The sequence below is a fragment of the Sporosarcina pasadenensis genome, assembly GCF_047228845.1.
GTDB lineage: Bacteria > Bacillota > Bacilli > Bacillales_A > Planococcaceae > Sporosarcina.
The window spans coordinates 299860-316060 of the sequence record NZ_JBFEGM010000002.1 but is presented as its reverse complement, the minus strand read 5'-3'; the positions used below and the strand labels follow the sequence as shown (position 1 = coordinate 316060).

Below are 16201 nucleotides of genomic sequence, written 5' to 3'. Positions count from 1 at the left end.
CCACTGGGTGTCTTCTATCCTTAAGCAACGCAAGCCCTACCGACTCTTGCGTCCTTGCGACCCTTTAGCCGCGCCAGTGTGAATAAGTGTCCTCAAAAACAGTACGTAGAATGCCATGTCAAATTAAAAGTTACTATGGCGTTAACTGATTTATTATAACATGGTTGGAGGCACATGGCAAGTGGCGGATAATGTAGATGACTTCAAAAATATTTCCCGGGAATTAAACAATCTTCGACAGAACCTGCTTCATTTACACGAAAGAACAAACCGAAATAGAATCGGATGGGTCGTTGGAGGAAATATCTTCATTTGACAAAATATAATATTTTTACTCTGGAATAAAATGAGAGTTTCGCATAAAAGCCTCTAGTTAGCGAGTTATCGCAATATAATTGTCATTATTTCTACATCTTTCTTCTTGTTAAATCGTCTTTATTTCTTATATAATAATAGTATCTTTCTTAAGGGAGTTGGGGATGGCTTGAAGCCGAATTCAAAATTTGCAACTAAGATTGTCGTCCTTGTCGTTTTGGTCATTGGAATAGCAGCAAGTGTCGGATGGTATGTCTCGGGTGCAAATAAAGGAATGAATGTGTCGTTTTCGGAATTTGAGAAGACGATTCAGGCTCAAGAAGGACAGCCATTATCCTTGAAGGAAAAGGCTGATGGTACGTTGCAGTTAAAGACGGAAGAAGGGCTATACGTAACGCAAGTCCGTCCGCAAAGCCAACTGGCAGAACAATTAGTTGAACAATATAACCTTTCATATAGATTTGCCGATGGCGGCCAATTCAATGGCTTGATTGTCGGTGGTTTGATACTCGCATCGTTTTTGACGTTGATGATTCTTCATAAGAAAGGGAAGTTGGGGGTCGGCGTTTCTTCGATGAAGAACGGAGCTTCGAAGGCGACTCCGCTTCCTGAAATTACACTTAATGATATCGGCGGTCTTCCGGAAGAGATGAAGGAAGAGATTCACCAGACGCTGTCGATCATTAAAGATCCGAAACGTGCAACACAAGTTGGGATCCAAGCGCCAAAAGGGATTCTACTATACGGGCCTCCAGGAACTGGTAAGACATTGCTTGCCCAAGCGATCGCCCGCGAAATTGGTGCAACATTCTATTCGTCGAGCGGTTCAGCCTTCACGGAGCTGTTTGTCGGAGTCGGCGCTTCACGTGTACGTACTTTATTCCAAAATGCACGCAAGCAACGTCCTGCCGTCATTTTCATCGATGAGGTCGATGCACTTGCCGGCAAACGGAAAGAGCATGGCGGTGAGGAATCCGAGAAAACATTGACGGAGCTTCTCGTTCAGTTGGACGGCGGCAACGATAATGAAGGAATCCTTTTCATCGCGGCGACGAACCGGAAAGATATGCTCGATGAAGCATTCCTTCGTCCGGGCCGTATCGATTACACGTTCAATGTGCCGCTTCCTGACACGCACGGCCGTCGTGAAATTATCGACATCCATACGAAGGGCCGTCTGTTGGCGGAAGAAGTGTATGCATCATTAGATGTATTGGCCGAAAGTACGTCAGGTTTTTCCGGTGCGGAGCTCAGCTCTTTATTCGAAACCGCGAGCAAACGGGCAATCCGTGACGGCCGCGAAGAGATCGGCAAAGGAGACCTCGATTTCGCGATTGACCGGACAATTCTCGGAAGCACATCGCGTACGCTCAATGATCCTGATACGAAAAGAAGAGTCGCTATCCATGAAGCAGGCCATGCGCTCATCGCAGCACTTACGAAACCAGGCTCCGTCCGCAAAGCGACAATCATTCCGCGTGGACAGGCGCTTGGCTACGTAGCACCAATCCAGAAAGAGCTCCATTTACAGACGGCGAGCGAGCTGCTCGATCAAGTGAGCATGATTCTCGCGGGAGGCGTCGCGGAGCGGCTTTACCTTGGCGAGCATAGCATCGGCGTCAGCGGTGACGTGCAGCAAGCGAAGGAAATTATCGAACGGATGGTAGACACAGGTTTGCTTCAAGATGGATTCACACTGACATTCAATAAAGGCGAAAAAGAGTTGAAAATGCAGGCGCTCTTCGGTGAGGCACTTAAGAAAACGGAGACGCTCATCCAAGAAAATGCCGCGCAGTTTGAGGAATTGGTCAATGTCTTATTCCAGAAAGAGACATTGGACGGCTCCGAAATACAGGAAATCGTTGATTTCAAAGGCGTAGAAGAAGTAAAAGAGCTCGTCATCATTGTGTAATAAAAGGAACTCCTTGGTCCAATTGGGCTAAGGAGTTTTTTTGAATGAAACGTATTTATCGTAAAACAACCAATCTCCTTTTTACCCTTGCGCCTAATCTCACAAAGATAACGATAAAATACATGTCAAAAGTTTGATTAATAAGTAGCTAAATATTGCAAAAAGTCGCATGGTCATGCCATTTATGCAGTGGTACGATAAGTATGAAACCTTGTAATCTAATAACCTGATATGGAAAGGGAGCGGTTCACAGACGACCTACTCGCAAATGCACCATATTTTCAATAGATGAAGGGAGAATGGTTTCATGCGGAGTAAGAGATGGAGGAAGCGCTTGAATGGCTTTTTGGCAGCGGGACTTGCTGCAACGATGGTTCTGCCGTCGATTCCTGCAGTTGTGAAAGCGGAGTCGGTTGCAACAGATCTGTTCATTTCCGAGTATGTGGAGGGCAGCAGCTTCAATAAGGCAATCGAGCTTTATAATGGCACGGGACAAGCAGTTGATTTGAGTAATTATACGTTGGAGCTGTATGCGAATGGTGCAACGGCACCTTCTGCAAGACTGGCATTGTCCGGTGCGTTGGGACACGGCGAGACGTATGTCTTATACCATAAAGATGCGGTTGCCGAAATAAAGAACAAAGGCCATTATGAGAATGTGAGCGTCATCAATTTCAATGGTGACGATGCGCTCGTCCTCAAAAAAGCCGGCACAGTCATCGACTCATTTGGTCAAGTAGGGGCGCGTGCCAATTGGGGGACGGATGTGACGCTTGTGCGGAATGCATCGGTTACGAGCGGGGATTCAAATCCCGGAGATTCATTTAACCGGGATGGAGAATGGACTGTCTTTCCAAAGGATACATTCGATCATTTAGGGTCGCATCAAATGGATGGAACCCCAGGCGATCCGGATGATTCAGGAGACATTTCCCCAATCGGCGATGTACGAACAAAGGCACTTGGGGAAACCGTAACAATCAAAGGAACGGTTGCCGCCAAGTTGAAGAACACAATTTCCGTGCAGGACGAAACGGGCGGTATCGCTGTCAGGCCGACGAGCTTGAATGTGCAAGTCGGCGATGAAGTTACGTTGACTGGAAAGCTTGCGGATTACCGCGGGTTGCTGCAGTTGGATGGGGCGACAATCGTAGAAGTTACGAAAGATGCCGGAACTCCTGAACCTATCATCATTACAGGGGCGGAAGTCGGTGAAGCGGTTGAATCGCAGCTCGTCACTGTCCATAACGCAATCCTTTCGGGAGTTCAAAATGGAAGCGGATGGTCTAATTATGCAGCAACAGACGGAACGGGTGAATTCATCGTCCGTGATGAGACGGCGACATTAGGTCTCACTGTCGGAACAGCTTATGATTCAATCACTGGAATTGTCCAGCAGTTCGACAATGATTATCAAATTATCCCTCGCTCAACGGTCGATATTGTCGTTGACAGTTCCGTCATCCAGCCGGTTGTCGCGAGCCCGGGTGCTGGCACATTCGTCGACGGAGTGAAGGTTTCATTGACGACAGTCACGCCTGGCGCGGAAATCCTTTACACATTGGATGGAGCGGATCCAATCGAAAATGGTGCGACGTACGCAACGCCGATTGATATCCGAGAAGACACGACAGTGAAGGCGGTCGTGAAAACGGATGACGGTCGTTACGGCGACGTTGCGACGTTCACGTATACAATTACGGAGGCTCTACAGATCCATGACATCCAAGGAGACGGCCATAGATCTCCTTTTGACGGACAAACTGTGGAAGGTGTAGAAGGGATTGTCACATACAAATACGAACTGAACGGCTCGACATACTATCATATCCAAGCCCCGGATGACAAACGCGACGGCAATTTGAACACGTCAGAAGCAATTGTCTTATATAGTGGAAGAGATGCTTGGAATCTCTCTGTCGGTGACCTTGTTTCCGTCACCGGAAAAGTGAGCGAATATGCAATCGAGGGATATGCAGACCGTCAGGATACGGACTTGAAGACGACACAGATCAATGTTAGAAACGATCAAGGAGGCAAAGTGCAAATCCTTAAGCGCAACGTTCCGCTTCCAACACCGTTCATTATTGATGAAGAAAACTTGCCACAAGGGAAAATTGCAAGCCATCAGTTCGCAGAATTCGATCCAGCAAAATACGCAGCTGATTTCTGGGAAAGCCGTGAAGCGATGCTTGTGCAAGTCGGCAATGTGAAAGCGGTCGGACCTCAACAGCATGGCGACCTCGTCACGGTATTCGAAAATGCTGAAACGGAAACAGTGAATGGCGGGATTCTTTTGAAGGAGGACGACCAGAACGCAGAGCGAGTCCAATTCCGATTGGAGCCGAACGGGCCAGCGCGTGATTTCGAAGTCGCGACTGGAGACCGTTTCGCTGGACCGATTACGGGAGTTGTCGGCTATTCATTCCAAAACTACAAGATTTACACGTCTTTGAGTGACATGCAACAAGCTCATTCGAAAGGCGATGCAGTGCCAGAGAAGACGACGATCGTGAAGGATGCGGATAAGCTGACAATCGCTTCCTACAACTTGGAGAACTTCTCGAACAATAAATCAACGACTTCAGATGATAAAGCGAAGAAACTAGCGAGGGCATTTGTACAGGATATGCAAAACCCTGACATCATCGGCGTCACAGAAGTGCAGGACAATAATGGACCAAATGCAGGCGATTCGCGCGCAAATGAAAGCTATGTGCGCCTCATCCAAGCAATTGTCGAAGCTGGTGGTGTCCAGTACGAATACGTCAATATCGACCCGGTCAATAATGCGGACGGCGGACAGCCGAATGCGAATATCCGCGTCGGATTCCTTTACAATCCTGAACGTGTTTCACTCACGGAAGGAATTCCGCATGGAGATGCGACTTCGGCAACTCATTATGAAAACGGCAAGTTGACGCTCAATCCGGGACGTATCGCTCCGAATGATCCGGCATTCGACAGCAGCCGGAAGCCATTGGCAGCGCAGTTCGATTTCCAAGGCGAGTCGGTCATCGCGATCGTGAACCATTGGAATTCAAAAACTGGAGATACACCTTTATTCGGTTCTGCACAGCCGCCGGTCTATGGCAGTGAAGCGCAGCGTAAACAGATTGCGCAGCTCGTCTATAATTTCATTTCTGAAATCAAAGCTGAAAATCCGGTAGCGAATATCGTCTCTCTCGGGGATTTCAATGACTTCCAGTTTGCGGATGCATTGAAGATCCATGAAGGCAGCCTCATGACGAACATGATCAACCATGTCGAAACGGCTAACCGTTATTCGTACGTCCATCAAGGGAACTCTCAAGTACTCGACCACATTTTAGTGTCGAACAACTTGGCGGAACAAACGGAAATCGACATTTTACACATCAATGCAGACTTCACGGACATGGCGGGACGTGCAAGCGATCATGACCCAGTCATGGTGCAGATCGGCTTCGAAGCACCAGTTGTATGGGAGCCGGTGCCGATCAAGAAAGTATACAACCTTATCAATGAACATAAAAAACAGGTGATGATTGCGGAACCGAGCGTTTCCGTTTATATGGATGGGCAATCGTCATTGAAGGACGGCATATACTTGAAAGGGGACTATGCCGAGTTAACGGGTGAAGGGTTCAAGACGAATACCGTCATCTTGCAGCCGAAGAAAAAGGGCTTGATTGTCGACATGAAAGGGACGGAGATGGGCCATGTAATTGTGGAAGGCTCGCATCCGCTCGAGATTAGAGGCGCTGAAAATATTAAGAGGATTGACTTTGTGAAAGGGGCAGACGCTTCAAAAGTCATCTTCTACAACTCGAAAGGGAAGCGGATTGGCGTGCCGACGGTGAACAATGCGCCGGTCGTCACGAAGCCGATTCCTAATCAGGAAGCGAAGGCCGGGGAGAAGATTTCAATCGTCCTCTCTGGGCATTTCAGCGACCCGGACGGCGATAAGCTGACGTATTCCACAACGAAAGGGACCATTGATTTAACGAAGGACGTCCTCACGTTGCAATTGGAGGAAGGCAGCCATATCGTTGGAGTGACAGCAACGGATGGCGATAAATCCGTAACAACGAGCTTCTCAGTAACCGTCACGAAAGTGGAAGTACCAGCAGATGGTTATTATAAAGACGCGATCGGCAAGGAAGGGCAGGAATTGAAAGCGGCCCTTCACGACATCATCTCTGACCACTTGCAGCTCACCTATGCACAAGTATGGGATGCGTTGAAGGAAACGGATAAAGATCCGAACAATACGAACAACGTCATCTTGTTCTATTCTGGTGAATCTCGCTCCAAAGATCGAAACGGCGGGAATGTCGGCGACTGGAACCGGGAGCATGTATGGGCGAAATCGCACGGCAACTTCGGCACAAGCATCGGCCCCGGAACGGACATCCACCATTTGCGTCCGACCGACGTCCAAGTGAACAGCGCACGCGGCAACTTGGATTTTGACTATGGCGGTAGTGCGGTGAAGGGCTGTGACGGTTGCTTTAAATCGAGCAACTCTTGGGAGCCGCCTGATCGAGTAAAGGGCGACGTGGCGCGGATGCTGTTCTATATGGCAACCCGTTACGAAGCGGGCGACCGTGTCGACTTGGAGTTGAATGAACTGCTGAACAACGGCAGCAACCCATACCACGGAAAACTTTCTGTTCTCCTGGAATGGCATGAGCTGGATCCGGTCGACGCGTTTGAAATGAACCGCAACAATGTGATCGAACAAATTCAAGGCAACCGGAATCCGTTCATCGACCATCCTGAATGGGTGAGGTCGATTTGGCAAGTTGCTGGAACAGAGGATATTAGAAAAGCTTCATGATTACAATTAGACCAGAGGAGTTACTTTTCCTCTGGTCCTTGTTTTATCGTACAGGAAAATTACTCGCAAATGTGGAAACGATTAGTTAGATATCTTTACCTTTAAGACCAATGACTATTGACATATTAAGTTTCAAATCCGTTCGTCACTATTTTGACATATAATGAATGAAAGGCAATACAGTGAAGCAATCCAAACTCTCGAAGAAAAATATCAACAAAGCTCACCTGACTAAGAAGAGAGAATGAATCTGAATAGTAAAGAGTTGTTTGCCATCTATGCGTGACAATCATCCTTCCGCGAAAATAGAGGAGAGTGACCAATGGTATTACAAAACAACGAAATGAAGCCGATTGCAGAGAAACGTATTGGATTTACGATTGTCTTGCATCTATTTTTAATACTAGGAGCAAGTGCCGTTCCAGAAGACCGTTTTTTCTTTTGGCTTGCCATTAATCTAACCTTTGAGGCTTTATTGATCTTTCGTGTACTTACGATGTGGAATCGATACAAACACGATACAGAGCGTTACTATTCCATCCAAGCGTACTGGATGCTGATCGGGTTTTCGGTTTTCACGACCTTGCCTTTTGTAAGGATGAGCTATGGATCAGTAGCTTTCTGGCCACTACTCATTGGTACTTTGCTACTCTTCCTAGTAGGACATCTTTTGAAAGAGAAGATTGGAGAGGTCTTTGTAAATCCGCACAAGTTAAAGCAGCTTGTTATGTGGCCGACAGCTCTTGCTGGAATTGTTCTCATTGGCATTGCGATCATGACAGTTCTAAGGTTTCAATCGGTGGATGAGAATGTTGGAATTGCTGCCTTTTTATACATGCTCGGAGGTTTTGCAATATTCGTGGCAACCCCATTTTCGCTAACGAGAGAACGGATAGAAAAGCTGAAGGGAAACTGAAGAAGGAGTAGTTGGAGAGCTTATTTGGTTTTTTGAAAAATACGGGTCTGAATTCGCGATGACTAATAAAGAATGCCAAAGGAAGAAATCCTTTGGCGATTTTTTTATTTAATTTGAATGATCATCCGACTAGCTGGAAGGGTTGGCATGCGAGTCAGATTGACTGACAAGTCCTGGTTCCGGACGACTGTATAGTCAAGTTCATTTACAAGGAAAGAAAGACTTGCCTTCATGATCGCGACGGTTACATCTTCCCCTGGACAGCGATGGCCCCGCGCAGGATTTCCGCCGCCTTGTGGCACAAAATTATAGGGTGTCACTGTCTCTTCCAAAAAGCGTTCTGGATTGAATAAATCAGGCTGATTCCAACTTTTTGGATCGTGGTTCGTACCATATATGTCGACGAGCACCGTATCTCCCTTATGAAATTGATAACCTTTCCATTCAAAATCATTCCGGACCATCGCGCCTAGGAATGGTGTAAAAGGGTAATAACGGCGGACTTCCTCGGAAAACGCCTCCAAAAATTCATCATCTGTAGCCAATGCTAGGCGGTGCTGTGGAAAATCATGAAGAGCAAGTGCGCCAAAGACGATGAACCGAGCAACTGCCACAATCGGACGAATGACGCTGATCAATTCGACAGCGGCGATTTGCGCATCCAACAACTGTCCATTTTCATCGCGATGTGTTGCGATGACCTCGAGTGCATGATCGACTCCTTCGACCGCCCCGGAACGGTACTTTTCGATCAAGGAGCGGATCCAGTCCTCAGTCCGTTTCCGAGCTCTCCGGCCTTCCCGATATCTCGCACCGACTCCACCGAACGCATCAATCAAAGCTCCTAAATCGTATGCTCGCTTCGATACCTCAGATTCTTTCAGCGGCACACCCGCCCACAGACAAGCGACTCGGCATAACACTTCTTCAGCCTCATCGAATAAAATGACATTCTGTCCGCTCTTCCATCGGCTTGCCTGCAATCTCCATTGCTCTAACGTCAATTGGTGGACCCGCCTAATCCCGGCCTCTGTCATAAGCGATAAAAACATCATCTTCCTCACTTCGTGGGCCGTCCCATCGAGCGTCTGCACTCCGCCTTCTCCAAACAGCGACTTTTGAATCCGCTTCGGAACAGCCCCCGATCGTTGGAAACGGGATGTATCATAGAAAAGTCTCACTGCCTCATGACCTTTCATGCAGATCATCTTTTTGCCCATCAATCTCGTCTCAAAAATATCGGTTCCAAATTCGTCGAACCGATTCCTCATGAAGTGATACCCTTCCGTCAATAAATTAAAAGTATGATCAAAGCCTTTATCCACTGGTAATGACATGTTAATCCTCCAACTCCTATTCACGTTGTGATACTGTGAATATTCCCTGTTTGAGGAGTATTTAACATGTTCAATTCTATTCCACTTTCTCATAAATCCCTTCATCTACATAATAGAAGAAGTTTTCATCCGACATGAGCAGCCGCACTTCGGCATCACCGTCTGCGCTATTTGCAACGCCGTAAATGAGCAATTGTCCGTTTTCCGGCACGAAGAAGAATTCGGCATCCCCTTCCGGCGTCCGGTAATGATCGCCTTGGAACTTATCTGTGATTTCCTGAAGAGCCTTTTCATCCGCTTCGACTGCAAGAAAGGTAAGTTTATCTTCATAGTACCCGATCGTCATCTTTGCTTCGGGATAATTGAAATACGTTTCTCCATGTATTGTGTTCTCTTCCTCCACTATTTCAGGTTTTCCCCATATCGCCTCTGCGGTTGAAGGGGAATCCCCCAATTTCATTCCATAAACTACTAGATTGCCGTTTTCCATGTCGAAGAGCGGCGGTTTATTGTCCATCTCAATCGTTTGGTCAGCACCGTCCTCGACTGGATCTTGTCCATTAAGCTCATCGCTTTCTTCGACTTCGGCGCCGGATGGATTCTTATCTTCGTTGGTCGGCTCTTGTTCAGCTTTTTCTTTCGAACATCCCGCAACTAGTAGTATTGAAACTAGTACGGCATACCAAAGCTTTCGATTCATTTGAATTCATCCTTTCAATAGATATAAATCAGCTATCCCTCGTTAACAAGATTATCCAATAATTATCTCTGCTTATCAAACAAAAATAAAAACAGCCCATGTTCTATGGGCTGCAGTAAAGTTAATTTGTTTCTAAATGTGCCTTCAGTTCTGCCTTCACATATTCAAGCTCACCAGGATGCATCATATAATACCAAATTCCGTCCATTCGTTTTCCTTCGCCTTTTTCGAATTTGATTTGTTCAACGGATTTCGCAGCGTCCCGGTAATTTTTTTGCACTTCCACCATTTCATCGAACGTCATATTCGTCCGTACATTGTTGCCAATCGCTTCAAAAATGCTCTTATATTTCATTAAACTTGAGAGCTTGGCGCCTTTTTGCAATATACCTTGGATGACTTGCTTCTGTCTGTCTTGCCGACCGAAATCGCCGCGTGGGTCATCCATTCTCATCCGTACAAAGGCGAGAGCCTCTTCACCATCTAATGTCAGTTCGCCTTTCGGAAATGAATGTTTGTCAACAGTGAAATCGAGCGAATTCGTGACGGACACTCCACCGACCGCGTCAATGATCTCCTTGAAGCTTTCCATATTCACTTGGATGACATAGTCTATTGGAATGTCAAGAAAATGCTCCACTGTGGCGAGAGACATTTCGATTCCACCATATGCATAGGCATGATTCAGTTTATCTTCAAATCCCATCCCGACAATTTCTCCGTACGTATCCCGCGGGATGCTCACCATTTTTGTTGATTGAAGCGTTGGGTTGACTGTCAGGACAATCATCGTATCTGAGCGGCCTTTGTCACCTTTCCTCTCATCTACTCCTAAAACGAGAACGGAGAAGGGATCTTTCTCTTTAAACATGATCGGATCATCCCTTTTTTCCGAGTAGACGCGCTCCATCGGCTCATGGATCTGTTTCGCAGTTTCCGTCAGTTCACTCACAAAGAATAGCGCATAGCAAATGACGCTGATCAATAGAAGGCAAACGAAACCTCCCACCAATAATAACAACTTCCTATACGATTTTTTTGGGGTTTCCGCCATTTACATCTCCCACCACTCATTAAGAATTAAAATAGGATACTTATTAGCAGTTTACGCGGAGATTAACAGAAGTAGACAGATGGATTGTTATCTGAATATTGGTTATATATCTTGTAATCTGAAATATACGTTGGTAATATATTTGTAGATGACATTATGGCGCAAAGGGGAGAATATCCATGTTCATGACAGACGTATTGGGGGAATATGCGAAAAATCAGCCGGACAAAGTTTTCACTTCATATAACGGGAGGGAGTGGACGTATGGCGAGTTTTTCGAGAAGGTAAAGAAAGTGGCGGGCCATTTCCAAGCGGAAGGGTATAAAAAAGGAGATATCATCGCCCTTTATTCACTGAATTCCGACCTCTTCCTCGTCTACTATTTCGGCATTCAATTAGGCGGTTTCACCGTCATGCCGGTCAATACAAAATTGGCGCCACCGGAAGTGGAATACATCTTCAACCATTCCGAGGCAAAAGCGCTCGTATATGATAAGAAATTGGAAGACATCGTCCATCAGTCGAAACATCCGTTCAAAGAGAAACTTTCGATCGGTGAAGAAGGGGACATCGATCGTTTGCTTGCAGAGGATGTGGGGGCATTCAAACCTGTGGCAATGGACGGTGAAGACACGACGGTCGTCATGTACACATCCGGGACGACGGGCAAGCCGAAAGGGGTCATGTTGACGCATCAGAATATCATATCGACTGCGGAAATCTGGTCAGAGGCAATGTCGATTTCGGAAGCGGATAGGATGCTCATTTCGACCCCGTTATTCCATTGCGCTGCCTGCCATGTGTTCATGATTCCCGTAACGTATAAAGGCGGAACGATCATCATCGAGGAAGCTTTTTCGCCAATAGGAACGGTTGAGCTGCTCCAGAAAGCGGAGCCGACAATCTTCTTCGGAGTTCCCGCCATGTATACAATCATCCTGAACTTGCCGGAAATAAAAAACCTGGATCTATCTTCATTGCGCCTGTTCGGTTACGGAGCCGCACCGATGCCGTATGAAATATTGAAAAAGCTGAAAGAGACATTCCCGAATGTGAAAGTGCAAAACCTGTATGGGCAGACGGAAAACTCACCGGCGGCGTCCACACTAAAAGATCACCTTGCCCTTGAGAAAATCGGCTCAGTCGGGGAGGCTTTGCCGCAAACCGAAGTCCGGGTCGTCGATGAATTCGGGGAACCACTCCCGACCGGACAAGTCGGTGAAATCGTTATGCGCGGCCCGCAAGTGATGAAAGGCTATTTGAAAGACGAAGAGGAGACAAGGCGGGCAATCAAAAACGGCTGGCTCTATACGGGCGATCTTGGCAGAATGGATGAAGACGGACTCCTTTATATCGTCGACCGGAAGAAAGATATGATCATCCGCGGAGGAGAAAACGTTTATCCAGTCGAAGTGGAAGAAGTGCTTTATCAAATTCCAGGTCTGTTTGAAGCTGCAGTCGTCGGCGTTCCCGATGAAGTGTTAGGGGAAGTGCCGAAAGCGTATGTCGTCGCGAAGGAAGGGGCGACCCTCACCGAAGCCGACGTCATCAGCCATTGCTCAAGCAACCTCGCAAAATATAAAATTCCTGTAGAAATCGAATTCCTGGATGAACTTCCGCGGAACGCTTCAGGAAAAGTGTTGAAACATACATTACGTTCCGGAGTGCACTCAACGATATGACAAGAAAGCCCCTTCTTCAGTCATCATTGACTGAAAAAGGGGCTCCTTCAACTTCAAAAACGCATAGAATTTACGCATAAATGTCTCCAATAACGCATAAATCCCCGCAAAAGCTCATAAATGAAAATACTTACGCATAACCGCTCAGAATCACGCATAAACTTCTCCTAATACGCATAACTGCACACAATCACGCATAACCACTCCCGCTCAATCCCTCACATGCCTTTCAATTTATCCGCAAAGTCCTTCAAGCTCATATGCGAATGGACGCGTTGCCGATTCAACGCATAAATCGGGTCGCCGCGGTGGACATTGCCTTCCTCGATTGTGAAAGCGATATTGATGCCAGCATCCTTTAGTGCCAGAACAGCTTGAGGACTGCTCTTTCCGTATGGATACGCATGGGCAGTCACTTTATGGCCGCTTAAAATATCTTCGATCGTTTCATTCGCCTCACGTAAGTCGGCACGGATGGCAAAACGTGATTCCGACTGCAAATAACTCAAACCGTTAAGCGAATTGAACATATGGTAAGCATGTGTATGATTTTGATAGGAATAAACGTCAGTCGTCGATCGGATAGCATATTCAGAAACCATTCCGGGTTTGCCGATCCTGCTTGTGATTAGGAAGGATGTCGCCTTGAGGCCGTGGCGCTTTAAAATCGGGTAGCCCAATTGAATTGTGGACTCATAGCCATCATCGAATGTGATGAGGACGGATTTTGCAGGCAAATTGAGTTTGCCTTGCACCCATAACTCCAATTGCCTCGGTGTAATGGTTGTCCAATTATTCTTCTTCAAGTAGGCCATCTGTTCCTCGAAATTTTTCACTTCGAGAACAGATAGATTATCGCTCTGTTTAACTTTCGTCAAATCATGGTACATCAGAACGGGGATTCCAGAATCGATGACGATATCCTTTTTATTTATATAACCTGTCTTCCCACCGAAATTAATCGGATAATAGTCACCTTTTGCCCGTTGAAGCTGAATCTTCATTGTAGGTTGAAGCAACCCGATCTCATTTGCCCTTGGTGTAGGCGCATTCAGTACCCGGACATTCTTCGTCGTTTTTCCCCTGACCGGATAGGCTCCTTTTGTTGAACCGTAGCTGTCATTCACTTTTACGGCACGCTTCTTTGAAAATTTCACTTCTTCTCCGCCAATGACGGTGTGGTAGTATCGGTCCGACTCTTTCACAATAGATGCGGAAATACCTTTTTGGAATACCCCCACTTTTTGCGAATGACTATAAACTGGTGTTGTCTCTGTGATGTGAACGGTTGGTACGTTTCCCGCTTCCGGCATCAGTGGAAAAGCCAGAGTGAAGATAAGCGCCAACCAAAAAACTCTTTTCAAATGTCTTACTTCCTTTCATTTTCCGTCTGGCAGTTGAGTATTTGTACTTCTGAATATATTCAAGCTCGTTGACTCGTCGGATAAATTAGCTCTTCTATTTTCGTCACCCTTAATCTTCCCCAGTCATTTTGTTTCATGCTTCCCGAAGCATCTATGCCTCCTCCATGAGTTCGGTGATTTTCAGGCTATAAAATATATCGGTCAAAAGTCGTTGGTTGTTAGATATATTTTTTGAATGGGGTTAAGGTAATGATTAGACAGAATTAATGATCACATAAAACGCACCGCTTATCAGCCTTGTTGATAAGCGGTGTGTTTTGCTATTTAAAGTTTTACGAATACTACTTACGTATTCTACTTGCAGTTAGTATAATAGTAGGAACTCTATTCAGAAACGGGGAACTCAATTTGATAAGAAACCAAATGCAACGATTTATCATGCTGTTTGCCATTCTTCTCGTTATGCTGCCGCACACAACTACCGCTGCTGCGGAACCGATCAACGAAATTCGGCAACTCATTAAAGACTATTATATCGACGACGTTCCTGAATCGGTATTATCACGAAGCACAGGAAAAGAGATTACAAACGGGCTTGACCCCCATTCTGCATACATGTCCAAGACTGAATATGAAGCATTCATTAATGGGATTGAACAGCGTATCGTAGGAATCGGAGTCGTGTTGGAGGAAAGCAGTAACGGCATAAAAGTGATTTCCGTCATAACGGACGGCCCCGCGTTCAAGGCTGGTATTATTGCAGGTGACGTCATCACGCATGTCGACGGTAAATCCTTGAAAGGGAAGACGGTGCAGGCGGCAGTTCCATTGATCAGCGGAAAAGAAAACACAGCCGTCTCCCTAACGATTGAGCGGGAAAAGACGGAAAGGCCAATCGAAATGACGCTTCGCCGGGCGGAAATCCATTTGCCTACAGTCGAATCGGAAATGCTCGGCGGCGATATCGGCTATATCCGGTTGAACAGTTTTGCGACCGATTCAGGTAAGGAAATGGCAAACGCAATCCGGTCGCTTGAGGGCGCTGATAGATTCATTGTCGACATTAGGTATAACGGGGGAGGCTATATAACAGCCGCACAGGAAATTGCAGGATTTTTCCCAGGAGTGGAGCAAGCTTTCCAATTGAGAGAGAAACATAAGAAGCCGGCAATTTATCCTTCCGTGAATCAAAAACAGAAAATCATAGGTCCCGTATCATTGCTTGTGAACGAATTCAGTGCAAGTGCGTCCGAAATGTTGGCGGTTAACTTGAAAGAGGAGGAAGCCGCTATATTGTACGGAGAAAAAACGTACGGAAAAGGGACGATGCAATCGATGTTTGAATTCAACGATGGCAGCGTGTTGAAAATGACGACGGCCCGTTTTTATTCGCCGAAAGGCATTCCTGTCGATAAAGTCGGTGTTTCACCAGATGTAGTGACGCAGAAAGACGAAGAATTGACGACGGCACATTATGATCACCTGATTGCAAAATTACAAGATTACACGGCATTCCCTTCATTGGAAAATGTAAAGACGACGAAGAGATTCACAGTTAGCATGACGAAGGAAATGGAGTGGCGTCAACTTGGAAGACAGGCGGTCCAATTAATAGAAGTCGGTGGAAAAGAAAGCAGTGTCCGCATAGAAGTGAAGGATGGCAAGACGATTGAAGTAATTCCCGAGTCACCATTACTTTCTGGGAAGAAATATGTGCTGATCATCCATCCAGCTTGGAAGGATAAGACGGGAAAGGCAATAAAGAAAGGAATCTATCTTGATGTCACAGTAAAATAAATGAAAGTGAGAGCTTGTCCGTCAATGAATGGATGGGCTCTCATTTTCAATATAAGGAGAATCGATTCCACGCTTTGAGGAATGAATGGAACGTCGCTGAATCTCTTTCTCCAAAAGTTTGATGAACTGTGGGCAAAGATTTAGCGCGACTGCTTTTCTATACGAGTCCATAAGAAAATCATCCGGTATACTCAACAATTTACTCCTCCTCCTTGTCATAAAACTATTCCCGGGTGCATAACTTTAAGTTTGGCTGTTTTTACCTTACCAAATTTCAATTGTAAGAACAACCGTTCCGATAT

10 protein-coding genes are annotated in these 16201 nt (G+C 46.2%); 5 read left to right on the top strand and 5 right to left on the bottom strand.

Annotated elements, in window-relative coordinates; all coding sequences use genetic code 11:
- Positions 1-484: 484 nt before the first annotated feature.
- The 3 genes from AB1K89_RS05180 (at position 485) to AB1K89_RS05170 (ending at position 7965) form a co-directional block, all read left to right on the top strand.
- Positions 485-2227: an AAA family ATPase gene (locus AB1K89_RS05180; protein ID WP_413053725.1), complete on the top strand. Its 1743-nt coding sequence runs from the start codon at positions 485-487 to the stop codon at positions 2225-2227.
- A 307-nt stretch (positions 2228-2534) separates the two neighbouring features.
- On the top strand, positions 2535-7049 hold the full coding sequence (locus tag AB1K89_RS05175) for an endonuclease (RefSeq protein WP_413053724.1): 4515 nt from the start codon (positions 2535-2537) through the stop codon (positions 7047-7049).
- Between the two features lie 322 nt (positions 7050-7371).
- Positions 7372-7965, top strand: a complete 594-nt coding sequence (locus AB1K89_RS05170) for a hypothetical protein (protein WP_413053723.1) — start codon at positions 7372-7374, stop codon at positions 7963-7965.
- 104 nt (positions 7966-8069) lie between these two features.
- Here the strand turns inward: AB1K89_RS05170 and AB1K89_RS05165 are convergent, their stop codons facing one another.
- From AB1K89_RS05165 to AB1K89_RS05155, 3 genes are all read right to left on the bottom strand, one after another.
- The gene (locus AB1K89_RS05165; protein WP_413053751.1) at positions 8070-9308 is read right to left on the bottom strand and encodes a cytochrome P450; all 1239 of its coding nucleotides are present in this window, start codon (positions 9306-9308) and stop codon (positions 8070-8072) included.
- A gap of 70 nt (positions 9309-9378) precedes the next feature.
- Positions 9379-10002 carry a hypothetical protein gene (locus AB1K89_RS05160; protein ID WP_413053722.1) on the bottom strand — a complete coding sequence of 208 codons (624 nt, stop codon included), beginning with the start codon at positions 10000-10002 and terminating at the stop codon, positions 9379-9381.
- Between the two features lie 121 nt (positions 10003-10123).
- A complete protein-coding gene (locus AB1K89_RS05155) occupies positions 10124-11056 on the bottom strand; it encodes an LCP family glycopolymer transferase (protein WP_413053721.1) in 933 nt (310 codons plus the stop codon).
- 179 nt (positions 11057-11235) lie between these two features.
- Here AB1K89_RS05155 and AB1K89_RS05150 point away from each other — a divergent pair, with 179 nt between their 5' ends.
- Entirely contained in the window at positions 11236-12738 is a 1503-nt protein-coding gene (locus tag AB1K89_RS05150; RefSeq protein ID WP_413053720.1) for a class I adenylate-forming enzyme family protein, read from the top strand.
- A 218-nt stretch (positions 12739-12956) separates the two neighbouring features.
- Here the strand turns inward: AB1K89_RS05150 and AB1K89_RS05145 are convergent, their stop codons facing one another.
- Positions 12957-14102 (bottom strand): polysaccharide deacetylase family protein, encoded by a 1146-nt coding sequence (locus AB1K89_RS05145; protein ID WP_413053719.1) that lies wholly within the window; start codon positions 14100-14102, stop codon positions 12957-12959.
- A 408-nt stretch (positions 14103-14510) separates the two neighbouring features.
- On the opposite strand from AB1K89_RS05145, the gene AB1K89_RS05140 reads away from it, so the two are divergent.
- Entirely contained in the window at positions 14511-15899 is a 1389-nt protein-coding gene (locus tag AB1K89_RS05140) for a S41 family peptidase (RefSeq protein ID WP_413053718.1), read from the top strand.
- A gap of 21 nt (positions 15900-15920) precedes the next feature.
- Here the strand turns inward: AB1K89_RS05140 and AB1K89_RS05135 are convergent, their stop codons facing one another.
- Positions 15921-16094 carry a sporulation histidine kinase inhibitor Sda gene (locus AB1K89_RS05135; RefSeq protein WP_413053717.1) on the bottom strand — a complete coding sequence of 58 codons (174 nt, stop codon included), beginning with the start codon at positions 16092-16094 and terminating at the stop codon, positions 15921-15923.
- Between the last annotated feature and the right edge of the window lie 107 nt (positions 16095-16201).

What these genes read in the sequence shown, in the direction of transcription:
- AB1K89_RS05175 (WP_413053724.1), top strand. Translation starts at nt 2,535, where the DNA reads ATGCGGAGTAAGAGATGGAGGAAGCGCTTGAATGGCTTTTTGGCAGCG.
- AB1K89_RS05170 (WP_413053723.1), top strand. Translation starts at nt 7,372, where the DNA reads ATGGTATTACAAAACAACGAAATGAAGCCGATTGCAGAGAAACGTATT.
- AB1K89_RS05160 (WP_413053722.1), bottom strand. Translation starts at nt 10,002, where the DNA reads ATGAATCGAAAGCTTTGGTATGCCGTACTAGTTTCAATACTACTAGTT.
- AB1K89_RS05155 (WP_413053721.1), bottom strand. Translation starts at nt 11,056, where the DNA reads ATGGCGGAAACCCCAAAAAAATCGTATAGGAAGTTGTTATTATTGGTG.
- AB1K89_RS05150 (WP_413053720.1), top strand. Translation starts at nt 11,236, where the DNA reads ATGTTCATGACAGACGTATTGGGGGAATATGCGAAAAATCAGCCGGAC.